This window comes from Actinomadura meyerae, assembly GCF_900188445.1.
GTDB classification, from domain to species: Bacteria; Actinomycetota; Actinomycetes; order Streptosporangiales; family Streptosporangiaceae; genus Spirillospora; species Spirillospora meyerae.
The window spans coordinates 49,318-71,111 of the sequence record NZ_FZOR01000003.1; the positions used below are offsets into that span (position 1 = coordinate 49,318).

26 protein-coding genes are annotated in these 21,794 nt (G+C 66.5%); 21 read left to right on the top strand and 5 right to left on the bottom strand.

Translation table 11 applies throughout. The features are described from left to right. Positions 1–39: 39 nt before the first annotated feature. The 5 genes from CHF16_RS04810 to CHF16_RS04830 all read left to right on the top strand — a co-directional run bounded on the left by CHF16_RS04810 (position 40) and on the right by CHF16_RS04830 (position 5,250). Positions 40–1,689 carry a bifunctional lysylphosphatidylglycerol flippase/synthetase MprF gene (locus tag CHF16_RS04810; protein ID WP_143227876.1) on the top strand — a complete coding sequence of 550 codons (1,650 nt, stop codon included), beginning with the start codon at positions 40–42 and terminating at the stop codon, positions 1,687–1,689. A gap of 111 nt (positions 1,690–1,800) precedes the next feature. Beyond that, the gene (locus CHF16_RS04815; RefSeq protein ID WP_089324676.1) at positions 1,801–2,964 is read left to right on the top strand and encodes a serine hydrolase domain-containing protein; all 1,164 of its coding nucleotides are present in this window, start codon (positions 1,801–1,803) and stop codon (positions 2,962–2,964) included. 82 nt (positions 2,965–3,046) lie between these two features. Continuing rightward, on the top strand, positions 3,047–3,745 hold the full coding sequence (locus tag CHF16_RS04820) for an endonuclease V (RefSeq protein ID WP_089324677.1): 699 nt from the start codon (positions 3,047–3,049) through the stop codon (positions 3,743–3,745). 86 nt (positions 3,746–3,831) lie between these two features. Further along, on the top strand, positions 3,832–4,407 hold the full coding sequence (locus CHF16_RS04825; protein ID WP_218826528.1) for a TetR/AcrR family transcriptional regulator: 576 nt from the start codon (positions 3,832–3,834) through the stop codon (positions 4,405–4,407). A gap of 81 nt (positions 4,408–4,488) precedes the next feature. Further along, on the top strand, positions 4,489–5,250 hold the full coding sequence (locus CHF16_RS04830) for a glucose 1-dehydrogenase (RefSeq protein ID WP_089324678.1): 762 nt from the start codon (positions 4,489–4,491) through the stop codon (positions 5,248–5,250). 39 nt (positions 5,251–5,289) lie between these two features. Here CHF16_RS04830 and CHF16_RS04835 read toward each other — a convergent pair whose 3' ends face one another. Beyond that, positions 5,290–6,663, bottom strand: coding sequence for an amidase (locus CHF16_RS04835; protein ID WP_089324679.1), 1,374 nt, complete (start codon positions 6,661–6,663; stop codon positions 5,290–5,292). 71 nt (positions 6,664–6,734) lie between these two features. Here CHF16_RS04835 and CHF16_RS04840 point away from each other — a divergent pair, with 71 nt between their 5' ends. From CHF16_RS04840 to CHF16_RS04850, 3 genes are all read left to right on the top strand, one after another. After that, positions 6,735–7,286: a TetR/AcrR family transcriptional regulator gene (locus tag CHF16_RS04840; RefSeq protein WP_089324680.1), complete on the top strand. Its 552-nt coding sequence runs from the start codon at positions 6,735–6,737 to the stop codon at positions 7,284–7,286. Positions 7,287–7,695: 409 nt separating this feature from the next. Next, positions 7,696–7,917: a hypothetical protein gene (locus CHF16_RS04845; protein ID WP_089324681.1), complete on the top strand. Its 222-nt coding sequence runs from the start codon at positions 7,696–7,698 to the stop codon at positions 7,915–7,917. Next, on the top strand, positions 7,910–8,521 hold the full coding sequence (locus CHF16_RS04850; protein WP_089324682.1) for a DUF2637 domain-containing protein: 612 nt from the start codon (positions 7,910–7,912) through the stop codon (positions 8,519–8,521). The genes CHF16_RS04845 and CHF16_RS04850 overlap by 8 nt, the downstream gene beginning before the upstream one ends. A gap of 465 nt (positions 8,522–8,986) precedes the next feature. On the opposite strand, the gene CHF16_RS40090 is transcribed toward CHF16_RS04850, so the two are convergent. Further along, positions 8,987–9,301: a hypothetical protein gene (locus CHF16_RS40090; protein WP_179271384.1), complete on the bottom strand. Its 315-nt coding sequence runs from the start codon at positions 9,299–9,301 to the stop codon at positions 8,987–8,989. On the opposite strand from CHF16_RS40090, the gene CHF16_RS42130 reads away from it, so the two are divergent. The 3 genes from CHF16_RS42130 to CHF16_RS42040 all read left to right on the top strand — a co-directional run bounded on the left by CHF16_RS42130 (position 9,239) and on the right by CHF16_RS42040 (position 13,279). After that, positions 9,239–9,478 carry an endonuclease domain-containing protein gene (locus CHF16_RS42130; RefSeq protein WP_425427475.1) on the top strand — a complete coding sequence of 80 codons (240 nt, stop codon included), beginning with the start codon at positions 9,239–9,241 and terminating at the stop codon, positions 9,476–9,478. The two genes, CHF16_RS40090 and CHF16_RS42130, sit on opposite strands and share 63 nt — an antisense overlap. Positions 9,479–9,969: 491 nt before the next feature. Further along, on the top strand, positions 9,970–12,090 hold the full coding sequence (locus tag CHF16_RS04860) for a BbrUII/HgiDII family restriction enzyme (protein ID WP_089324684.1): 2,121 nt from the start codon (positions 9,970–9,972) through the stop codon (positions 12,088–12,090). A gap of 145 nt (positions 12,091–12,235) precedes the next feature. Continuing rightward, on the top strand, positions 12,236–13,279 hold the full coding sequence (locus CHF16_RS42040; RefSeq protein ID WP_089324685.1) for a DNA cytosine methyltransferase: 1,044 nt from the start codon (positions 12,236–12,238) through the stop codon (positions 13,277–13,279). Here the strand turns inward: CHF16_RS42040 and CHF16_RS04870 are convergent. Next, the gene (locus tag CHF16_RS04870; RefSeq protein WP_089324686.1) at positions 13,272–14,000 is read right to left on the bottom strand and encodes a phospholipase D-like domain-containing protein; all 729 of its coding nucleotides are present in this window, start codon (positions 13,998–14,000) and stop codon (positions 13,272–13,274) included. The genes CHF16_RS42040 and CHF16_RS04870 overlap by 8 nt on opposite strands. Before the next feature lie 175 nt (positions 14,001–14,175). On the opposite strand from CHF16_RS04870, the gene CHF16_RS04875 reads away from it, so the two are divergent. The 3 genes from CHF16_RS04875 to CHF16_RS04885 all read left to right on the top strand — a co-directional run bounded on the left by CHF16_RS04875 (position 14,176) and on the right by CHF16_RS04885 (position 15,908). Further along, the gene (locus CHF16_RS04875; RefSeq protein WP_089324687.1) at positions 14,176–14,538 is read left to right on the top strand and encodes a hypothetical protein; all 363 of its coding nucleotides are present in this window, start codon (positions 14,176–14,178) and stop codon (positions 14,536–14,538) included. 309 nt (positions 14,539–14,847) lie between these two features. Next, positions 14,848–15,300 carry a GntR family transcriptional regulator gene (locus CHF16_RS04880; RefSeq protein WP_089324688.1) on the top strand — a complete coding sequence of 151 codons (453 nt, stop codon included), beginning with the start codon at positions 14,848–14,850 and terminating at the stop codon, positions 15,298–15,300. Positions 15,301–15,353: 53 nt separating this feature from the next. Continuing rightward, positions 15,354–15,908, top strand: a complete 555-nt coding sequence (locus CHF16_RS04885; RefSeq protein WP_089324689.1) for an HD domain-containing protein — start codon at positions 15,354–15,356, stop codon at positions 15,906–15,908. A gap of 5 nt (positions 15,909–15,913) precedes the next feature. Here CHF16_RS04885 and CHF16_RS04890 read toward each other — a convergent pair whose 3' ends face one another. Both CHF16_RS04890 and CHF16_RS04895 read right to left on the bottom strand, forming a co-directional pair. After that, entirely contained in the window at positions 15,914–16,390 is a 477-nt protein-coding gene (locus CHF16_RS04890; RefSeq protein ID WP_089324690.1) for an NUDIX domain-containing protein, read from the bottom strand. Position 16,391: 1 nt separating this feature from the next. Further along, positions 16,392–17,135, bottom strand: coding sequence for a helix-turn-helix domain-containing protein (locus CHF16_RS04895; protein WP_089324691.1), 744 nt, complete (start codon positions 17,133–17,135; stop codon positions 16,392–16,394). Positions 17,136–17,313: 178 nt separating this feature from the next. Between CHF16_RS04895 and CHF16_RS04900 the strand changes: the two genes are divergently transcribed. The 7 genes from CHF16_RS04900 to CHF16_RS04925 all read left to right on the top strand — a co-directional run bounded on the left by CHF16_RS04900 (position 17,314) and on the right by CHF16_RS04925 (position 21,658). After that, positions 17,314–17,538 (top strand): hypothetical protein, encoded by a 225-nt coding sequence (locus tag CHF16_RS04900; RefSeq protein WP_089324692.1) that lies wholly within the window; start codon positions 17,314–17,316, stop codon positions 17,536–17,538. An 8-nt stretch (positions 17,539–17,546) separates the two neighbouring features. Beyond that, positions 17,547–17,693, top strand: coding sequence for a hypothetical protein (locus CHF16_RS40100; RefSeq protein ID WP_179271387.1), 147 nt, complete (start codon positions 17,547–17,549; stop codon positions 17,691–17,693). Between the two features lie 4 nt (positions 17,694–17,697). Then, entirely contained in the window at positions 17,698–17,886 is a 189-nt protein-coding gene (locus CHF16_RS04905) for a hypothetical protein (protein ID WP_089324693.1), read from the top strand. A 28-nt stretch (positions 17,887–17,914) separates the two neighbouring features. After that, positions 17,915–18,259 (top strand): hypothetical protein, encoded by a 345-nt coding sequence (locus tag CHF16_RS04910; RefSeq protein ID WP_089324694.1) that lies wholly within the window; start codon positions 17,915–17,917, stop codon positions 18,257–18,259. Next, the gene (locus tag CHF16_RS04915) at positions 18,244–20,055 is read left to right on the top strand and encodes an FtsK/SpoIIIE domain-containing protein (protein ID WP_245868221.1); all 1,812 of its coding nucleotides are present in this window, start codon (positions 18,244–18,246) and stop codon (positions 20,053–20,055) included. The genes CHF16_RS04910 and CHF16_RS04915 overlap by 16 nt, the downstream gene beginning before the upstream one ends. A 158-nt stretch (positions 20,056–20,213) precedes the next feature. Further along, positions 20,214–20,393 carry a helix-turn-helix domain-containing protein gene (locus tag CHF16_RS04920; protein WP_067635957.1) on the top strand — a complete coding sequence of 60 codons (180 nt, stop codon included), beginning with the start codon at positions 20,214–20,216 and terminating at the stop codon, positions 20,391–20,393. Positions 20,394–20,512: 119 nt separating this feature from the next. Next, positions 20,513–21,658 (top strand): site-specific integrase, encoded by a 1,146-nt coding sequence (locus tag CHF16_RS04925; RefSeq protein WP_179271388.1) that lies wholly within the window; start codon positions 20,513–20,515, stop codon positions 21,656–21,658. The last annotated feature ends 136 nt before the right edge of the window (positions 21,659–21,794 follow it).

Consider the following 21,794-nt stretch of genomic DNA (forward strand, 5'->3'; position numbering starts at 1 on the left):
CAAAGGATCTTGGTTGGGGGCTCAGCGGAGGTGTCCTTCGTGGAACCAGGGAAATCGGCCGTGCCCGCGTCGGCCCGGCCCGTCTGGCCGCTCGCCGCGGCCGCGGCGCTCGTCGCCGTGCTCGTCGCGGTGCCCGCCCTGCACGGCACGCCGCCGTGGCTCGGCCGGCTGTCCCGGATCGTCACCGGCAGCCCCCTCGCCCCCGCGCACGCCGTCGTCGTCGCGCTCGCGCTCGCCCTGCTCGCCCGCGGCGTCCTGCTGCGCCGCCGCGCCGCCTGGTACGGCCTCGCGGTGCTGGTCGCCCTCGGCCTGCTCGCCGTCGTCACCGGCGAGGACCCGCTGTGGCGGCTGCCGCTGCTCGCCGCCGTCCTCGGCGCGCTGTGGCTGGAACGCGACCGCTTCCCGGTGCGGCCGCACCAGGAGCGCGTCCGCACCGCGGTGAAGACCGGCGCACTGCTGGTGGCCGCCGCGATCGCCGGCTCGCTGCTGTTCGGCGGCGTGTCGGTCCGGTCGGTGGGCGCCGTCGCCGCCGGGCTCGGCGCCACCGGCGCGCCGCTGGACGGCGCGTCCTGGCTGCCCGGCGTGCTCGGCCTCGCGGGCGCCGCCGGGCTGCTCGTCCTGCTCACCACGCTGCTCGCGGCCGACCCCGCGCCGCCGCCCGGCGACGAGGCCGAGCGCCGCCGCGTCGCGGGCCTGGTCGCGCGTCCCGGGTCCGACACCCTGGCCCCGTTCGCGCTGCGCCGCGACAAGTCGTACGTGTTCAGCGCGGACGGGCGCGCCGCGATCGGCTACCGCGTCCTGTTCGGCGTCGCGGTGGCGGGCGGCGACCCGGTCGGCGATGCCGCCTCGCACGGCGACGCCGTCCGCGCGTTCCTCGCGATGTGCCGGACGACGGGCTGGCGCCCGGCCGTGCTCGGCGCGAGCGACGAGCTGTTGCCCGCCTGGGGCCCGTGCCGGACGATCGGGTTCGGCGACGAGGTGGTCATCCGCCCGCGGGAGTTCACGCTGGCCGGACGGCGGATGCGCAACGTCCGGCAGGCGGTGAAGCGGACCGGGAACGCGGGCGTCACGTCGCGGATCGTCCTGGAGCGGGAGCTGACCCCCGACCTGCGCGAGCGGCTGCTGGACGTCGCGTCCCGGTCCCTCGGCGGCGCGGCGGAGCGCGGGTTCTCCATGAACCTCGACGAGCTGCTCACCGGCTACCACCCGGGGGCCGTCGTCGCGATCGCCTACGGCGAGGACAAGGAGCCCATCGCGTTCCAGCGCTACGTCACCGCCGGGCAGGGCATCAGCCTGGACGCGATGCGCCGCGCCCCCGGCGGCCCGAACGGCGTGAACGAGCGCCTCATCGTCGAGATGATCGAGTACGCGGCCGAGCACGGGCACGGCGTCGTCTCGCTGAACTTCGCCGCGTTCCGGGAGCTGCTCGACAACGACGAGCGCGGCCTGCTGGAGAAGGCCGGGTACCAGGCCCTGCACCTGCTGGACCCGTGGATCGCCGTCGAGTCGCTGTACCTGTTCAACAAGAAGTTCCGGCCGTCCTACAAGCCGCGCAACGTCGCGTTCCGCTCGTGGTTCGACATCGTGCAGCTGGCCGCCGCCCTGCTCACCCTGGAGTTCGGCCGCACCGGCCCGGCGCGTCCGGCCGCGGAGCCGCTGCCCCAGCCCGTGCACCACCTCGGCCGCTGACGCGCACCCGGGCCGCTCGGCGCACGCCGGGCCCCGGACGCGCACCGGGTGCGGGGTCGGCCGGGGATCCTAGAACGTGATTCTATGGAGTCCCCGTGGAGAGGAAGCGGCATGAGCACAGTGGTGCAGGGGCACTGCGATCCGGCGTTCGCCGGCGTCCGGGAGGTGTTCGAGCAGAACTTCGCCGAGGGGCGCGAGCTCGGCGCCGCCGTCGCCGTGTACGCGGGCGACCGCAAGGTCGTCGACCTGTGGGGCGGCACCGCCGACCGCCGCACCGGCCGCGCGTGGCTGCCCGACACCCCCTGCTTCGGCTTCTCCTGCACCAAGGCGGTCACGGCCACCGCCGCGATGCTGCTCGCCGAGCGCGGCGCCTACGACGTCGACGGCCCGGTCGCGGACTGGTGGCCGGAGTTCGGCGCCGCGAGCAAGGACGGCGCGACCGCCGCGCACCTGCTGTCGCACCAGGCGGGGCTGCCCGCGTTCGCGCGCCCGGTGTCCGCCGAGGAGGCCGCGGACCCCGCCGCGCTCGCGTCGCTGCTGGCCGCGCAGGAGCCGGAGTGGAAGCCCGGTACGGCGCACGGCTACCACGCGCTGACCTACGGCTGGCTCGCCGGCGAGATCGTCCGGCGGCTCGGCGGCCGGACGGTCGGCGCGTTCGTGAAGGAGGAGTTCACCGGCGGCCTCGACCTGTGGATCGGCGCACCGGACGAGGTGATCGAGCGCGCCGCGAAGCTGTCGGCGGGACGGCGCGGCGCCGCCGACGCGCCCCGGACGACCGACCGCGGCCTGCTGACCCGGCTCGCCGCCGCGTACGGCGACCCGCAGAGCGCGATGAACCGGTCGCTCGGCAACCCGAGCCCGGGCAAGGGCGGCTTCAACAACCCGGTCGTGCTGCGGGCGGGCTGGCCGTCCGCCGGGATGCTCGCCACCGCGCCCGCGTTCGCCGCGTTCTACCGCGACCTCGTCGCGGGCCGGATCCTGCGCCCGGACACGCTGCGCGAGGCGATGCGCCCGCGCGTCAGCGGCCCGGACCGGACGCTGCTCGTCGACAGCTCGTTCGGGCTCGGCTTCATGCGCCCCGCGCAGACCTACTACGTCCCGAAGGCGGCGCGGGCGACGGCGTTCGGGCACACCGGCGCGGGCGGGTCCATCGGCCTCGGCGACCCGGACGCCGGGCTCGCGCTCGCCTACCTGCCGAACCTGATGGGCGACCAGGCGACCGGCGACCTGCGCGCCTTCCGGCTGACCGAGGCGGCCTACGCGTCCCTGTCCTGACGGCGCGTCCCCGGCCTGATGGCGCGTCCCCGGCCTGAAAACGCGTCCCTCTTCTCAGCGGACGGGCGGTAGCGTCCCGGGCATGGAGGTACGGGACCTGCACGACTGGCCGGCCACGGCCGAGGAGGCCGAGGCGATCCAGGACCGGCTGCGCCCGCTGCTGGAACTGGACGTCCCCGGCCCGTCCGCGCCGCGCACGGTCGCGGGGTTGGACGTCTCCTACGCGGGCGACGGCGGCGGAACCGGGACGCGGCTGGCCGCCGCCGCGGTCGTCCTGGACGGCGCCACCCTGGAGGTGCTGGAGGAGTCGGTGGCCGTCGGGACGGCCGCGTTCCCCTACGTCCCGGGCCTGTTCGCGTTCCGCGAGCTGCCGACCCTGCTGGAGGCGCTGCGCGGCCTCGCGACCACGCCCGACCTGCTGGTCTGCGACGGGTTCGGGATCGCCCACCCCCGCCGGTTCGGGCTCGCGTGCCATCTCGGCGTGCTGACCGGGCTGCCGTCCATCGGCGTCGGCAAGACCGCGTTCGTCGGCGGCCACGAGCAGCCGGGCGAGAAGCGCGGCGACACGAGCCCCCTGGTGGACGGCGGCGAGGTCGTGGGGCGAATACTGCGCACGCGGGACGGTGTGAAGCCGGTGTTCGTGTCCGTCGGGCACCGCATCGATCTCGACACGGCGTGCCGGAACGTCCTGGCCCTCACGCCCGAATACCGGCTGCCGGAGACCACCCGCCGCGCCGACCGGCTGTCGCGGGACGCGCTGTCCCGCGGCGGCCACGGGTAGCGCGTCCACCCTGGAAGGTGGCAGGCTCGTCCCAACGCAAGGCGGTGACCACCGCAGGTCATCCGCCAGATCGCTGGACGGTGCCCATGGACACCCGCCCGATGCGGGCCGACGCCCGCCGCAACTACGAGCGCCTCATCACGACCGCCCGGACCGCGTTCATGGAGCACGGCACGGGCGCCTCCCTCGACGACATCGCCAAGCGCGCGGGCGTCGGGTCCGGGACGCTGTACCGGCACTTCCCGACCCGCGACGCGCTGCTGCACGCCGTCCTGCGGGAGCGGATCGACGGGCTCCTCGCGCATGCCGCCGGGCTGCTCGCCGACCCCGGCCCGGACGGTGCGGAGGCCGCCCTCGGCCGCTGGCTGCGCAGCTACCTCGCGGGCGCGGCGACCCCGCGCGGCACCTCCACCGTCATCATCGAGGCGATGTCGGCGGAGTGGGCCGACACCGGGCTCGGCGCCGCCGCGGCGGCCATCTGCGACGCGCTCGGCCGGCTGCTGGAGCGGGCGCAGCGGGAGGGGGCGGTCCGCGCCGACGTCGACCCGCGCGACCTGCTGCGGCTCACCAACGCGATCGGGGTCGCGTCCGAGCGCACCCCCGACCCGGCCGCGTACGCCGACCGGATGCTGGCGCTGCTCTTCGCGGGCCTGCGCGCCTGATCTCCGGCCCGGGGCCGCCTTGTTCCGTTGACCAAGCGTTCGCTAGGTTAGCCGCAGGCTACGCGGCGACGAGGAGCGTTGATGGGTCAGCTGGACGGCAAGGTGGCGCTGATCACCGGTGGTGCGCGCGGGATGGGCAAGTCGCACGTCCGCCGGTTCCTGGACGAGGGGGCCAGGGTCGTGTTCGGCGACGTCCTGGAGGAGGAGGGCGCCAAGCTCGCCGCCGACCTCGGGGACGGCGCCCGCTTCGTCCGGATGGACGTCACCTCGCCGGACGACTGGCAGGCGGCCGTGGAGACCGCGACGTCCGCGTTCGGCGCGCTGAACGTCCTGGTCAACAACGCCGGGATCATCCGGCACAAGACCATCGAGGACATGGACCTCGACGAGTTCCGCCGCATCCTCGACGTGAACCTGGTCGGCCAGTGGCTCGGCGTGAAGTCGGTGACCGCGCCGATGCGGGAGGCCGGCGGCGGCTCGATCGTCAACGTGTCGTCCACCGAGGGGTTCATCGGCGCGTCCGGCCTCGCCGCCTACAGCGCCAGCAAGTTCGGCGTCCGCGGCCTCACCAAGTCCGCCGCTCGCGAGCTGGGCAAGTACGGGATCCGGGTGAACTCGATCCATCCCGGCGGCGTGGTCACCCCGCTGTTCATGCAGGACGACATCATCGCGGCCAAGGCCGACAGCGCCGACGCGTTCCTGAACTCCCTCCCCCTCGGCCGCATGGCCAAGTCCAAGGAGGTCTCGGGCCTGGTCGTCTACCTGGCCTCGGACGACTCGTCCTACTGCACCGGCAGCGAGGTGCTGGTCGACGGCGGGATGCTCACGGGCGCGGGCTACTGACACGGAGGCGGGCCGCCTCCGGACGGCCCGCCGCCCCGCCTACGGGCGCCGCTCGACCCACCCCTCCACGGCCTCCAACTGCGCGGCCAGCGAGATGAGCGTCGCCTCGTCAGAGTCGTGCCCGAGGAGCTGCGCCCCGATCGGCAGGCCCCGCTTGGTGAACCCGGCCGGGACGTTCACTCCCGGCCAGCCGAGCACGTTCCACGTCCACGCGTAGGGACAGGCGGCCGCGACCCCGGACTGCGTCCTCTGGTAGCCGGCTCCGTCGAACGCCCCGACCCGCAGCGGCGGCTTCGCCGTCGTGGGCGTCAGCACCACGTCGGCGATCTGGAAGATGCGGCCGACCTTCCGCCGCAGGTAGGGGTCCATCCTCTTCGCCAGCGGCAGCAGCCGCTTCCCGACGACGCGCCCGATGCGCGCCTCGACCTCCGTCCGGGGCTCGGGCCTCGGGTTCGGCAGCGAGTCCAGCCAGTCGGCGACGCCGGACGTCCCGCGCGGGATGAGCCCGAGCCCGACGAGCCCGTAGTCGGGGTCCGCCGGGAACACCTTGTGCCCGAGGTCGGTCAGCCTCCTGGCCAGCCGCTCGACCGCCGCCCGGATCTCCGGATCGAGCTTGCCGCTGACCCCGAACGCCGTCCGGAACGAGACGGCGATGCGCAGCCTCCGGGGCTCGCGCCGGGCCGCCTCCACGAAGGGGGTCGTCGGCGGATCGATCTGGTACGCGTCGTCCGGGTGGCTCCCGCTCAGCACGTCGAGCATCAGGGCGGCGTCCTCGACGCTCCGCGCCAGCGGCCCCCACACGGTGATGCCGTTGAACGGATCGGTCTGCGGATACCCCGAGACCCTCCCCCGCTGCGGCTTGATGCCGACGAGGCCCGTCCACGCCGCCGGGATGCGGATCGACCCGGCCCCGTCCGACCCGACCGCCGCCGCGACCATCCCCGCCGCCACGGCCGCGGCGGAACCGCCCGACGACCCGCCCGGCGTGTAGTCGGGGTTCCACGGATTGCGCGCGCATCCGTACTCGGGCGACTCGCTGAAGGGCCACAGCCCGAGCTCGCACGTCGTCGTCTTCCCCACGATCACGGCCCCGGCCGCCCGCAGCCGCCGCACCACCTCCGCGTCCCGGACCGCGGGCCGGTGGTCGCCGGCCACCGCGAACGGCGTGGTCTCCCCCGCGAGGTCGGTGTCGTCCTTGATGGCCACGGGCACGCCGAGCAGCGGCAGCCGCTCCCCCTCCGCGAGCCGCTTGTCGGCCGCCAGCGCCTCCTGCGCCGCGGCCGCCGCCCGCACCACCCGGAACGCCCCGAGCGACTCCTTGCGCCCGATGCGCTCCAGGCTCTCCTCGACCAGTTCGCTGGACGAGACGTCCCCCCGCGCCAGCGCCGCCGCCTGCCCCGCCAACCCCAACACGCGACCTCCCGGTATCGTTCGTTCGAACGAACGATACTGAACCCGCACGACCTAGGGAAGACTGTGCCCCGATGAGCGCCCGCGACCAGATACTCCAGGCCACCCTCCGCCTCATCGGCGAGCGAGGACTCGGCGCCGTGACCAACCGTGCCGTCGCCCGCGCGGCCGGCGTCTCCCTCGGCAGCCTGACCTACCACTTCCCGAGCCAGGAGGACCTCCTCCGCGAGGCCCTGCACACCTTCGTCGAAGCGGAGATAGCCCGGATCACGGCCTACGCCACGGCCCTCGCCGACTCCGGCGTGGCCCCCGCCCAGGCCCCCGACCAGGTCGAGAAGGCGATCCTCGACTTCACCGACGGCCCCGAGCAGATCGCGAACCTCGAACTCCACCTGCACGCCGCCCGCGACCCGGCCATCCGCGAGACCTCGAAGCGCTCCGTCGCCGCCTACGACGAGCTGGCCACCGCCGTCCTCAAGGCCCTCGGCATCCCCGACGCCGAACGCCACGCCCCCGCGATCGTCGCGATGCTCTACGGCCTCGCCATCCGCCGCCTCGCCACCGGCGACCCCTCCGGCACCGCGGACGCGTTCCGGCTGCTCCTCCTGGGCGCCCTCCCCCGCTGAAAAGGCTTCTGGCCCGCACGGCCCCAGAGCGGGGTTACGGGGCCGTGCGGGCCAGAAACCTGTCTCAATCAGGAACCTCAGTCGGAACCTCAGCCGACGTTCGCTTCGCTCTCCGCCTGTGCACCTCCGCCGTCTCTTATGTCTGACACCCGCAACGCTAGGCCCCGCCCCCTCCCGGCAGAACGCCTTTAAGCCTCACTTAGGGAACCCCTGAGCAAGCCTTATTCAGGCACCGTCCGAGGCCGTCCGGGGAAGTCGACTAGGTAGCCACCCACCTGCGAAAACAAGGGAAGGAGCCCAGGGGAACCGTCCGGCACAGTCGAAGCGAGTCGGACCATCTCGACTCACGTTGGCTCCCGAGATTGGCTCCCCTGGCTCCCTCCCCCTCAGCAGGGAGGAGGCCCAACCCATGGCCCTCGAAATCACCGAAACCAAGATGACCGCCACCACAAACGGCAAGGTCATAGCCACAGCAACCCGCACGGGCAACGCCTGGCACGCCACCACATGGCCAACGCCCCTAGACCGCAACGGCGCCATCACGGCCCTGACCCTCGCCGAACTCACCCTCATCCACGGCGAGCACGACCCCTGCGTCATTGACCTCCGAGAGGAGTTGACGCGTGGTTGACCGCCTCACCCGCATCACAACGGCCCTCGCCGTCGTGACAGTCGCCGGCGTAGCCGCGATCATTTCCTACCGCCACGCCTACGAACTCGTCCGCTCCCACGGCGAGGCAGGCACCACCGCACGCCTCGTCCCCTTCACGGTGGACGGCCTCATCTGGGCGGCGTCCATGGTCATCCTCGACGCAAGCCGCCGGAAGCAACCAGCACCAGCCCTAGCCAAGTGGAGCCTCGCCGTAGGCATCGTGGCGACGGTAGGCGCCAACGTGGCGCACGGCGCGTCCCACGGCGTCATAGGCGCCCTCGTGAGCGCATGGCCGGCACTCGCCCTCGTGGGCTCATTCGAACTCCTCATGACCCTCACCCGCGCCGCCGCAACCCACACCGCACCACAGCGGAACGAGCAACGCACCACAGTGGAGCACCTCGAACCACTGCGCACCGAGGTGGAGCAGACCTCAGAACAAGCGGTGCTCGCCGAGTACCTAGCAAGCCTGGACGGCCCCGGCCGCCCCGTCTCCCAGCGCTACCTAGCCGAGAAGCACAACATCGACCGCCGCAAGGTCAAACAGATCATCGCTACCGCAAACCAACCGCCCCAAGCGTGAGCCGGAAGCCTCCGTCACACCTGCTCAGTACGACGGAGGCTTCCCTCTCCTACTGAGCAGGTGTGAGTGCCTCGTTCTGTCGGCACCTGCCGGTACGGTCAGCGGACCTGCGAGCGTCATACGATGACCGGATTGAATCGAGGAGCATAATTGACCGATTGGGGAGACCGTACTTGCAAGTTTGACGGATGCCAAAGACTGATACTAAGCCGAGGGTATTGCAGTGGCCACTACCAGCAACTCATGAAGGGTAAGGCGCTACAGCCACTGCGATCCAAGTACGGACCGACATGCATGGTGCCGAAATGCTCAAAAAGGGCGCACAGTCGCGGACATTGCACACAGCACTATGCACAACTTCTTCGCGCCGAGCGAGAGCAGCGAGTTAGGACGGGCGAGCCGCGCGAAGGCGACATATGCAGAGTCGAGGCATGTGATCGAATTGCAGCAACGGACAGCTATTGCTCAAGTCATTACCATCGACTGAAGACGTACGGAACAACAGAAAAGCCAATATCGTCTTATGTTCGCAAAGAAAAGCGAACCAATCAGCACGGACAGATTCAGTGCAGCTCCTGCAAACAATGGCTGCTTCCGGAAGAATATCCAAAACGCAGCAATCAAAGTCCTTCCTCTTTCTGCCGCATGTGCCATGCCCTTAGGCGTCATAATATAGATCGAAACGATTACGATGCCATGCTCCGCGAACAGAACGGTATGTGCGCTGTTTGTGGAGCCACAGCTGGCGACTCGCTCGGCCGCTCTTTCCACGTCGATCACGATCACGACTGTTGCGACTGGGTTGTCGGATCATGCGGCAAATGCATAAGAGGACTTCTCTGCACATCATGCAATAAGGCAGCCGGCATGCTGAGGGACTCGCCACAACTCGCTTCGGCGTTAGCTGACTACCTGAGGCGCGGGACGCGTTCGAGGAGAACCATGGACCAAGATTGAGTCTTTCATCTCGTAGAATTACTACAAATTCCCTACCGTCGACTATTCGACCTCGTCTTGGCCCTGGCGTCATGCAGCGTCCCTTAGCCAAGCCACCTGCGGTCAAACTAGGATCTACTCCACAGGATGCAGGGCCACCAGCGTCGCACAAGATCGGAGTTCTTAGGCGGACACCTGTAACCTAGACGTACAGCGGCCATACCGCTCCTTCCCATCCAGTTGCGACCGGCCGGGCTCTGACACCACACGGCAAGTCACGCAACCCACACATCCCACGGCCTCATCAGGTGCCCAACGCACACGCGCTGCCTCCAAGTGCACGACATGGCTCTTACCTGGGCGAACGCGCCTGAACCCCGCCCGCCGCGGCACCAGTCGGCCTCGCCGTTGGGCAACAAGCGGTCACTACACACTCTGGGAGGGCATCCTTGGCTAATCTCTGAGCAGGCGGCCATGCGGTTCGCTGCAGCGAAGCTTCGAAGGGAGACACCGTGCCGGAAGACCCCCCCTACAAGATGAGCATCAATCTCAACGTCCTGAACCATCTCGGCATTAATCTGTACAGCAATATTCCGGCAGTCATCTCCGAAGTCGTGGCCAACGCATACGACGCCGATGCCGAGACCGTAACGATCGAAATAGACACGTCTCGGCATCAAGTCGTCATAAAAGATGACGGCGAAGGCATGGATCTTACTGACATCAATGACCGCTATCTCAATGTTGGCTACCAGCGCAGAAACGACAATAGGGCAAAGACTGAACGCTTCAATCGCGCGGTCATGGGAAGAAAAGGAATTGGCAAGCTTTCACTGTTTTCAATCGCCGAAACAGTGGAAGTCCACTCAACGAGATCTGGCCAGAAACATGCCCTGCGTATGACCATCGATGGCATTCGCCAGGCGATTGGTGACGATGCGCAGAATATGCGCGCATATCATCCAGAGCCACTCCCCTCGGAAGTCGTCGACTTCGAGCGTGGAACGCGGATCGTGCTGACGGATCTCAAGAAAGGTCTTGCGAACGTCCAGAGTGGGCTAAGGAAGCGTCTAGCCCGACGCTTCTCCATCCTTGGCGCAGAGCATTCATTTCGCCTTTTCATCGACGGGGAAGAGGTTACAATTGCGGATAGAGACTATTTTCACAAGCTTCAATACGTCTGGACATACGGCCCCGATGAGGTCGCTCAAGCTGTAGTCAGGCGATGCATCAACGTCGATCAAAGCATCCCGGTTAGCTCGGAAGAGTTGGCGGACAGAACAATTACGGGCTGGATCGGGACAGTCAAGCATTCCGGATCATTGAAGGAGGGAGAAGGGGATAACCTCAACAGAATTTCGCTTATGGTGCGTGGAAAGTTGGCGCATGAGGATCTTTTGGAGGAGATAAACGAGGGCAAGATTTTTCGCGCCTATCTGATCGGGGAACTCCACGCAGACTTCCTGGATCAGGATGATAAAGGCGACATCGCCACGAGCAGCCGGCAGCGCATCATAGAGGACGATCCTCGCTACCAAGAACTTTTGAAGTGGCTGCAGATCGAAATAACCCGCATAGGCTCCGCATGGACTGAACACAGGAACTCTGAAGGCAAAAAGGCTGCATTTGAGAACGAAAATATCAAAGAATGGTTCGGCACTCTCGGTCGCGATAGTCGAAAGAAAGCCGAGCGCCTCTTCGGGAAAATAAATCAACTCACAGTAGATAGCGAGCGCCAGCGTTCCGAACTATTCTCTCATGCCGTACTGGCATTCGAGGCGTTGCGATACAGGGACAATTTGGAAGCGCTCGATGACATGGAGCCTCAGGACATCGCGGCCGTGACGAGCCTATTCAAGAGCATAGAGGATCTGGAGGCTGCCCTATACTACCAAATCGTCGTCCAGCGCCTTCGTGTTATCGACAAACTTCGAGAACATGTCGATAATGATGCACTCGAAAAGATTCTACAAAAGCATCTTTTTGAGCATCTCTGGCTGTTGGATCCGTCGTGGGAGCGCGCAACCGACCGCATGATGGAAGAACGTATAGGAGATACGTTTGCCAAGATCAACAATCAGCTGACCGATGAGGAGAGACTTTCTCGTATCGACATCCGCTATAAAAAAGTCACCGGAACGCATGTCATAGTTGAACTGAAGCGCAACTCGGTGGTAACGGACACTTATACGCTACTCAAGCAAGTAGATAAATACCGGAACGCGCTTCTACGCTACCTGAAGGACGCCGGCAGAGACGAGCCTGTTGAAGTGGTTTGCGTTATTGGGAGGGACCTGCGCGACTGGAGCAATCCGAACGGACTTGCTGAGTCACAGAATTTGCTTGCCGCAAAGAAGATTCGGGTTCTCAAGTATGAGCAGCTTCTGGCGGACGCCTACGCTGGCTACAGGGAATACATAGATCGGCAAGAGGAATTGGGCCGCATTCGCGCCCTACTTACAGAGCTTGCAGAAAACGAGGATGAAGCCCCTCCTATCGGTGTAGCAACAAGCGCGATCAAAGAGAAGGGGGATACAACTACCATCGGGGTTTCCAAGTCCATACAGCCGACTGCACTTGAAGACCGGGATGATGGTTATACTGGCACGCTCTTCGAGCTACCGAGCGACTGAGCACTCCCTCGCAGAGACCGTTACGTCACCCAAGCGCCCTTGAGGTTGGCCGCTGGCTTGCCCAACTTCCGCGATCTTGCCTGAAGATGTGCAACACGAGCGTTTAAGGTACCGCTGTGGCTGCTTGATCGTCTAGGCTAGTACCATGGAAGGCATCTCGGCGATCGACTTGTTCTGCGGTGCAGGCGGCCTGTCTCAAGGTCTCTCAGAAGCTGGTGTCAAGGTTGTCGCCGGAATTGACACGGACCCGAGATGCAAATATCCATTCGAAGCTAATATCGGTGGACGCTTTCTAGAACAGGATGTGCAGACTGTCTCCGGCGCCCAGCTCAATCGCCTATGGGGCCGCGGGACAGTAAAAGTTTTGGCGGGTTGCGCACCTTGCCAACCCTTCTCTTCTTATCGTCGAGGCGTGGACACCTCTCGCGAGAAAGAATGGTCCCTACTTAGCGAGTTCGGACGTCTAGCACGCACAACCCGACCGCACGTTGTGACTATGGAGAACGTTCCGCGCATCGCAAGTTCCACTATCTTTCAGACGTTCATTTCGACGCTGAAGACGAATGGTTTTCATGTCTCTTATAAATCCGTCTACTGTCCAGAATACGGGCTTCCTCAGCACCGTCGGCGACTAGTCCTACTGGCGTCAAGGCTTGGCCCTATAAAGATACCAGACGGAACTTACGCGCCTGGAAGTTTTATTACGGTTAGAGATGCTATCGGCAACTTGCCCGCTATTGAGAATGGCGAGGTCGATCGCATCGATTCACTGCATCGGAGCCGCAATCTCTCGGAAATCAATCTGAAGAGAATCCGAGCTTCCACACCTGGAGGAACGTGGGAGGATTGGCCTCCCGAGCTTCGAGCACCGTGTCATCGTCGAGCCACGGGGGCCACTTTTCGAAGTGTTTATGCCCGAATGCTGTGGGACGATCCATCGCCAACGATCACTACGATGGCTTACAATTTTGGCACGGGGCGATTTGGGCATCCGTCTCAAGATCGCGCTATCAGTTTGCGCGAGGCATCCATTCTGCAGGGGTTCCCCTTGGGGTATGATTTTATACCTCCCGGAGGCAAAGTGGAGTTTGCTCCACTTGGGCGTCTTATCGGAAATGCTGTACCTCCTGTCATCGGGAAACTAATCGGCGCAACGATTGCGGAGCACATTAAGGATCGCTTCAGATAGTCTCGCTGCCCTGCCAGACCCGGTCAAAGCTTTGTTGATAGGTGACGGCCATATCGTTCGGGTGGGTGTTGCGAAGGTGGAGCACCGGGGCGTGGGATGCGGGGATGCCATAGGCGTGGGGATTGATCAAAAGATCGTTGTCGGCTCGATAGATGGAGTTGTAGAGCACCGTGTCGTGTAGGCGGATCTCTACGTTATCGAGGTCGCGGAGGGGTTCGTAGAGGACGAGGGCGTTGCGGATCTTGGCTGCTAGGGAGTCGCCAACGCCCTCGTCTGCGCCCCGTTCGGAGATGCGGGGGCCGTCTGGGTTGCCGAGGAGGATGCGGACGGTGACGCCGTCTCGGGCCTTGTCGGCAATAGTTCGCATGACGCCTTGGTCTTCGGGGAGAAAGAGGCCGGCGTAGGCGAGGATGCCGATCTCATGACGTGCGCTGGCGAAGTGGTGTTGCCAGACGGCTCGGGGGACGGCCCAGCGGTGCGGGTAGGTGGCAAGGATCTGGGCGCCCGGTGGTTCGGGAAGCGGGCGCGGTGCGGAGAGCTGGGGCCATAGGTCGTCGGCGGTGTGGTCCAGGAGGTCACAAAGGGTCGCTCGGTGGCGGGGATAGGGGATGCGACCCAACAGCCAGCGGCGGACGGTCTTGGGGTCTACGTCGAGACGCTTGGCTACCTCCTCTTCGGTGAGTCGGGTCTCTTCGAGGGCTCGCCGCAACAGGTCGTTCACCGGACCTCCCGAGATGCAAGGTAGGACTGACGCTAGCAGAAGACGTCCCTAGACGTCCCTAGTTGCCGGTGGAGAGGTCCCGGCCTGCCAACGAGGCTTCTGGACACGCCCGAGGTGCCGCACCTGCGGTTTCTGGGCGGCCAAGTCCCCCAAGCAACCTCGTTGAGGAGGCTCCATGTCCTTCGACCAGCCCCGTGAGACCGATGCAGAGTCGACGTCCTTCTCTGGTCTGAGCGCGGCCGAGGCGCGGTTGGCCGCGCTGGGCGCTCACCTGCGCGCACATCGCCTCGTCGTCGAACTGACCTCGACGGGACTGAAGGTGCGCAACCTGGAAGCGCCGGGTTGCTGTGACGAGAACCCCATGCTGTCCGACAAGATCACGTGTCGGCCCTTCGACCGGGACGGTGGTCACCTCTGGTTCTTCGACTCGTCGGGGCATCCGATCACTGAGGCCGAGCGCATCGTTGACGCGGTGGTGTGGGTCAAGGGCAGGCTCGCCAACCGTGACGGCCTTCCTGCAACGGAGGGCACGCTCTGATGGCGCGGCCTGTTGGACGGCATCGGCGCACCTGCTCGCCGCCGAGCCCCTCCCGTAGGACCGTCAGCCCTCGCCCGCAGACGGACGCGACGGGGCGGTGGGTTGCTGTCTCCGCCGCGAGCAAGCCCACGCGCCACGTTGCTCCCCGCCCGCCTACGGCGAATACCGACGCCGGAGGCGGAAGGCATCGGCGTGGGCTTGCTCGACGCATCCTCGGCGCCTTTGTGGATCTGGGGTGAAGGTCGGAGGTGAGGTGAGGCCCGGAGCGGTCGCCGCTCTGGGCCTCGTGCGCGTGTGGTGGAGTGCGCGGTGACACGAGGGTCAGGTGCCACCTACCGAAAGATCGCTGAGGTACTGCGGGGACGTATTGCGGACGAGACCTATCCAGCGGGCGGGCGATTGCCTGGAGAGCATGAGCTGAGCAGAGAGTTCGCCGTTGCCCGTGACACGGTGCGCCGCGCGCTGCGGGTCCTCCAGGACGAGGAGCTGGTCACGGTCGTGACGGGACTGGGCAGGTTCGTGCGATCCGACTCCGTAGAGAAGGTGCGGCCGACGTACGAGCGCATCGCGGCAGACCTCAGGGCATTGATTGAGAACGGCTCGTTGCCAGTGGGCAGTCTCCTGCCGAGTGAAGCGAAAATCGGCGACCGCTACGGTGTCGCACGGTTCACCACAAGGCGAGCGATTGAACAGTTGGAGGCCGCCGGGCTGGTGGAGTGCGTTCACGGTCGGGGACGGTTCGTGCTGCCAAGACGTCCCTAGATGAGCCGTTGGCGTCCGTGGATGTCCAGTGACGTGCCCGTAGCGTCAGAGACATGAACAGCACCGCCGAGTGGGCACGCGAGATCGCACGTCATCACCTGGAGAGTGCGTTGCCGCGCCGCTGGGCGCACACGCAGGGTGTCGCCCGCCAGGCAAGGACTCTCGCACCTCTGCTCGGCGACCGCGCCGACTTGCTTGAGGCCGCCGCTTGGCTTCACGACGTCGGGTATGCGCCTGACCTGGTGGTGACTGGGTTCCATCCTCTGGATGGTGGACGCTTTCTGCGAGACGTTCACCGGGCGGACGAGCATTTGTGTGGGCTCGTGGCTCACCACACTTGCGCGGTTGTGGAGGCTCGGGAACGAGGGCTCGTTGACGAGTTGACGAGCGAGTTCGGGACCGAGCCTCCGGAGCTTACGGATTCACTCATCTACTGCGACATGACCACGAGTCCAGACGGCGAGGAGTTGGCGGTAGAGGATCGGCTTTCGGAGATCCTGTCCCGGTACGGTGACGGTCATCTCGTCACCCGCTCCATCACTACGTCCTCCCCGTACATCGTTGGCGCCGTTCATCGCGTTCGGGATGAGTTGATGTCGCGCCGTTGAGTCGGTCAGGTGATGACCGGCTGTTGCCTGTTCTCCAGATAGTGGCCGATACGAAGCTTCATCGATCGGTCCATCTGCCTGTCTGCGGCCTCGTCAGCGGGGATCCAGAGGACTTCGCTTGACTCGTCGCTCGGGCGAGGTTCGCCGCCTGTGGGGCGCCCTGTGAGCAGGATCGAGAACTCTTGGCGAACCTCGTCGTTGCTCGTGTAGTGGATCAAGTGCTTGGGGTCCGAGTAGATCCCGACGAGGCCCGTGATCTCGCAGTCGACGCCGGTCTCTTCCTTGGTCTCGCGGACCGCAGCCTGTGCAACGGATTCGCCCAGATCGATCGCGCCTCCCGGTACTGCCCAGTTGTCGTTGTCCGTCCGGCGAATCATGAGGATGTCGCCGTTGTCGTTGGTGACGACGACGTTGACAGACGGGACGAGGCTGTTGGCTTTGGGCGCGTTGGGGTCGTCGTAGTAGTCGATCCTGCGGCCCATGTCAGTCCCCCGGTATGGGTGTGGCGTTTTCCCAGACGCGTTCGAAGCTGTCGAGGTAGGTGTTCACCAGGTCGCCGCCGGCTATGCGGCGTAGGTGCCAGACGGGGGCGAGTGCTGCGGTGATGCCGTAGACGTGGGTGTTGACCAAGAGTTGGTCGTCGGCGCGGTAGATGGAGTTGTAGAGCACCGTGTTGTGGTACCGGAACTCGACGCCGTCTTGTTTGCGCAGGTTCTTGTAGAGGACGAGGGCGTTGCGGATTTTGGCGGCTTGGGCGTCGCCTACGCCCTCGTCTGCGCCGCGTTCGGCTACCTGGGGGCTGTCGGGGTCGCCAAGGAGGATGCGGACGCGGACGCCTGCTTTGGCTTTCTCGGCGAAGGTGCGTTGGATGCCGGAGTCTTCGGAGAGGAAGAGGCCGGAGTAGACCAGGACGCCGATGTCTTCTTTGGCTGCGGCGAACAGACGTCCCCACGCGTCCCTGGGAACCATGGTGCGGCGCGGGTAGATGGTGACCAGTTCGCTGCTGGAGGCCGCAGTGACTTGCTCGTTGGTGAGCGCGTCGGGCCACAGGAACGTCTCATCGACGCCCAGGCGTGAAGCCACTGCGTAGCGGTGCCGCCGGTAGGGGGTGCGGTCCTTGGTGATCCACCGTTCCACGGTCTTTTGGTCGACGCCGATCGACTCTGCGAGCGTGGCGATGGTCAGGCCCTGCTCTAGCAGTGTGGCGCGTAGGCGTTCGTTCGGCATGCACCCGTCCGGATCGCGGGACGTCCTGGGACGCGGTCAACCCTATGAGGACGTCATGAACACGTCCAGTCATGTAGTGATCTCGTCCCGCTGGTCACGCGCACTCTCTTTCTCGTAGCCCGCTGAACGCCCGAGCCGCCCCCGCCGGACACGGGCCGTACGAGAGGAGTGATCGCACATGATCCTCGTTCTGGCAGCGATCATCGCCGTGTTCCTCGCCGGTTCCACCTGCGGCATCTTCGCCATGCTCGTCATCGGCATCCACGCCGAAGAGCGCCGCGTGATGCGGAGCCGCTCCCACCCGTCCCGTCCCGACTCCTCCCGCGCTGGCGCGGTATCGCGGCGGCTGCTCACCACGCGCACGTGTGACGAGGCCCCGACGCGCGTCCCGGTGGGTCGATGAGCGTGCGGATGCCGCGCCTTATCACCGACCACCGCTGCCCGTGCGGCGCGCGAGTCGACCTCGGCAACCGCAGGTGCCGCAAGTGCCGCGCCCGCGCCCGTTGGCTGCGGCGCGGACGCGGCTACCGGCACCCCGACCTGTGGCCGGAGGGGTGAGCGCGTGAACGTCTCGATTCCGCTGGTCGCCATCCTCGGCGCGGTGGTGTGGCTCGCGTGGCGCTACATGGGCCTGCGCGCCTGGCACGTGGCGGTGTGCCTGCTGTTCGGGTTCTTCCTCGCCGCGACCAGCGCCGCGCCGGACATCCGCCGGCTGGTGACCGTCCTCGTCCAGTCCCTCTCTCAGAACTGACGTCCCGCTGGAAGGGAGTGATGCCCCAGTGCCCGACATCCCTCAGCACGTCAAGATCGACCTTCAGGGGGTCCGTGCCCGCAACCTCGCCGCCCGTGAAATCGTCTCTGCTCTGTCGGAGGCCATGCCGTACATCGCCGATCTGTGGCTTCGCCTCAATGCCGCGCTCGCCGACTCGCCCGCCCTGGTCTCCGAACTGTCCCGGCTCACGGCCGAACTGGTGAAGGTGCGCCGTGACCGCGCGAACCTGGCGGCGGCAGGGCGCGCCACCCTCAAGGCCGCACGCGACGCCGATCCGGATCCGCTGTACTACCTGCGCGATGAGCTGCGCGCGCAAGGGCATCTACCGCCGGACGCGTGGGGGCGTTCATGAGCCGGTCGCGGCAGATGCGGCGGCATGCGCAGAAGATGCGCCGCAACGGGCTTCAACCGATGGTCATCATCGACCGCGACGACCAGTTCTCCGACGTCGCCGCTGTGCTGGTGGCTCGGGCGCTGTGGCGGTACCGGTCCGAACTCGCTCCCCTGTACCTGGTGACCGCGCTCGTCGTCTCGGGCCTCGTCCTGCACGTCGCGCGTCCGCACTGGTGGCCGTACCTGCTCGTCCTCGCGACGGTCGCCGCGTGGGTGCTGGCCATGTTCGGGGATCGGTTCGGGCTCGCTCTCCGCACGGAACGGCTGTACGGCGCGGCCGTGGTCATGGGTGCCGGTGGGTGGCTGGCTGCGGTTACCGCGCTCGGTATCGCGTTCTCACCCCTCCTCCAGGTGCTCGCCGTGGGTGGGGGCGTGCTCGCCGTGCCGTGGTGGGTACATCGGCGCCGGCGCGCCAAGGTGCGTGTCGACCGACAGATCGCGGCATGGCCAGAGATCGCCCAGTCGATCGGGCTCGCCGGCTCACGCGCACAATCCGCCGTGGTGGACGTGTGGGGATGGCGCGCACGCTTCGCCCTCGCGGGTGGCCAGACCATCCAGGACGTCACCACGAAAGTGCCCGCGATCGAATCGGCACTCGGGACATTCCGCGGCGCGGTGCGCGTCTTCCCCACGCGCGACGACAAGGCCAACCGGTTCGAACTCCGGGTGCTCAACACCGACCCCCACGCCGATGCGATCCCATGGCCTGGACCGTCCGTCTCCTCCATCACCGAGCCGATCGACCTCGGACCGTTCGAAGACGCGACCAGCGCGCGTGTTCTGCTGCTGCGACGTCACGGGCTCATCGGAGGCGTTGCCGGCTCGGGAAAGAGCGGCGGAATCAACGTCCTGATGGGCAACCTCAGTGCCTGCCGCGACGTGGTCATCTGGGCCATCGACCTCAAGCGCGGCATGGAGTTGCAGCCGTGGGCGTCCTGCATCGATCGGCTCGCCACCACACCCGAGCAAGCCCGCGCCATGCTGCGCGATGCCGTGACGATTCTTGAGGCGCGCGCCGAGTGGCTCACAGCGAACGGCCGACGCGTCTGGGATCCGGCGCCCGAGGTGCCCGCGCTCGTCATCGTCGTGGACGAGTACGCCGAACTCGCCGATGACGCACCGGACGCGGCGAGCGACACGGATTCGATCGCGCGCCGTGGGCGTGCTGTTGCCGTGACGCTCATCGCGGCCACGCAGCGCCCGACACAGAAGGCCATGGGCAAGGGCGCTGTCCGCTCGCAGATGGACGTCCGGGTGAGCTTCCGCGTCCGAGAGCGCAAAGACGTCGACCTCATCCTTGGGCAAGGGATGCTTAACGCCGGATGGCACGCCCACACCCTCAACGCACCGGGCAAGTTCCTGCTGTCCGCACCCGAACACGACACGCCCCGACGAGGCCGCGCCTACCTGCTCACCGACGACGCCGTGAGCGAGGCCGCAGAGCGACATGAGGCTCTGCGGCCCGTCCTGGACGAGGTCTCGCGGCGCGCGCTGGACGAAGCCAGTGCGCCGCTTCTGCGGCCCGTCTCAGCGGCGTCCGTCCCACTGAGGCCGTCCAGGGAAGACCGCACCGAGAGCGTCCTGGGAGAAGCCCTGGACGGCGCGCCGGACGAGGGGCTTCCGATCGCTCACCTGCTCATGATCACCGAGATGAGCCGACCGACCCTCTACCGGCGCCTCAACGAGCTAGTGAAGACCGGCCGCGCCGTCCAGGTCGGACGCGGCCGCTACAAGGCGCCCGACCACACTCCGTGATCGTCTCAACGTCTCGTCTCACGCGCGCGCCTGCACGTAAGGAAGCCGAGAGACCTCCGTGAGACGAGACGGAGACGAGCACAGTCCGCAACCAAGGAGATGATCGCCAACCCACATCACGCACGCCCCTGGCACACCGCCTCGGGCGAGAGGAGGTGGTGACCGTGCAGGCGTACACCGTCGAGCAAGTGGCCGAGATCCTCAACATCGGCCGAGACAAGGTCTACTTCCTGATCCGCACCGGCCAACTCCACAGCATCAAGATCGGCAAGCTGCGCCGCATCACTGACCGGCACATCGCCGAGTTCGTCACCTCCCTCGAAGAGGCCAACCGCTGACAACCGCCGGAAGGTCCGTCCCGCACATGACCGCGAACGGACCCCCCACACGAGGGACGTCTAGGGACGTCTTGAGTTATGGTCGGTGGTGACCTCGACCGATACGAGGAGGGATCCGGTTGGCGAAGATCCTCATCGGCAAATACGAGGGGACGATCTACGAGGAGGGCGACGGGTACACCGGCGCCATCTCGCTCGGGTTCGGCCCGGACGGTAAGCGCAAGCGGCTCAAGAGGAAAGGACGGACGAAGACAGAGGTCAAGGACAAGCTCAGGCAAGCCGTCGAAGACCTCAGCAAGGGCGTCAAGACGGAGCGCAACTACTACGTGGAAGACGCGGTGAACGAGTTCCTCGCCGCGTTCTCCAGAACCGGCAAGTCACCGGCAACGAGCGAGGTCTACCGGTCACTCGCCACACACCAACTCATCCCGTTCATCGGCCGAACGCGCCTCAATGAACTCACGGCCGACGACGTCGAGACCTGGCTCAACGGACGAGCGGAGCACCTCACCTCGTCCTCGCTCGGCATCGTTCACAGCGTCCTCAAACGGTCGATCCGCAGAGCGGCGCGGCACGACAGGATCGCGCGCAACGTCGCCGAACTGGTGGACACGCCGAACGGCAAGGCGGGTCGCAAGTCGCGTTCGCTGAGCCTCGCGCAGGCCAAGGCTCTCCTGGACGAGGCGAGCAAGCCCGAGCATCGTCTCGGCGCGTACATCATCCTCGCGATCATGTCCGGACTCCGGACGGAGGAACTCCGCACTCTCAAGTGGAGTGACGTCGACCTCGACAAGGCAACCATCTACGTCCTGCGCGCCGATCGGCACAAGGGCGAGACCAAGACGACGCTGAGTCGTCGCGGGCTCGGCGTCGCGGACATGGCCGTTGACGCGCTGCGCAGCCTTAAGACCAAGCAGGCGGCGGAGCGTCTCAAGGCCGGCGAGGCGTACCAGGAACACGACCTCGTGTTCTGCCACGAGGACGGACGGCCCTACGCCGCGCAACACGTCCGGTACCGGTTCGCCAAGGTGCTCAAGGCGGCGGACCTCAACCCTCGTGAGTGGTGCCCGCGTGAGCTACGGCACACGTTCGTCTCCATCATGAGCGACCACGAGGTGCCCATAGAGAAGATCAGCATCCTCGTCGGGCACTCCAGTACGAAGATCACCGAGACCGTCTACCGCCACCAGCTCAAGCCCGAGATCCGCGACGGTGCCGAGCACATGAACGACATCTTCGCGAGCAAGCCCGTCAAGTCCGCGTAGGCGCGTGGCTCCTGTGTTGGCTCCCCGCGACCCCCGACAGACTCAGCGCACTCCCCCACCTGCGGCGCCGCAGGATCCACCCTCGCGCCTCACTTAGGGAAGGGCTCACCCACTCTTATTCAGAGATCACCCGCGG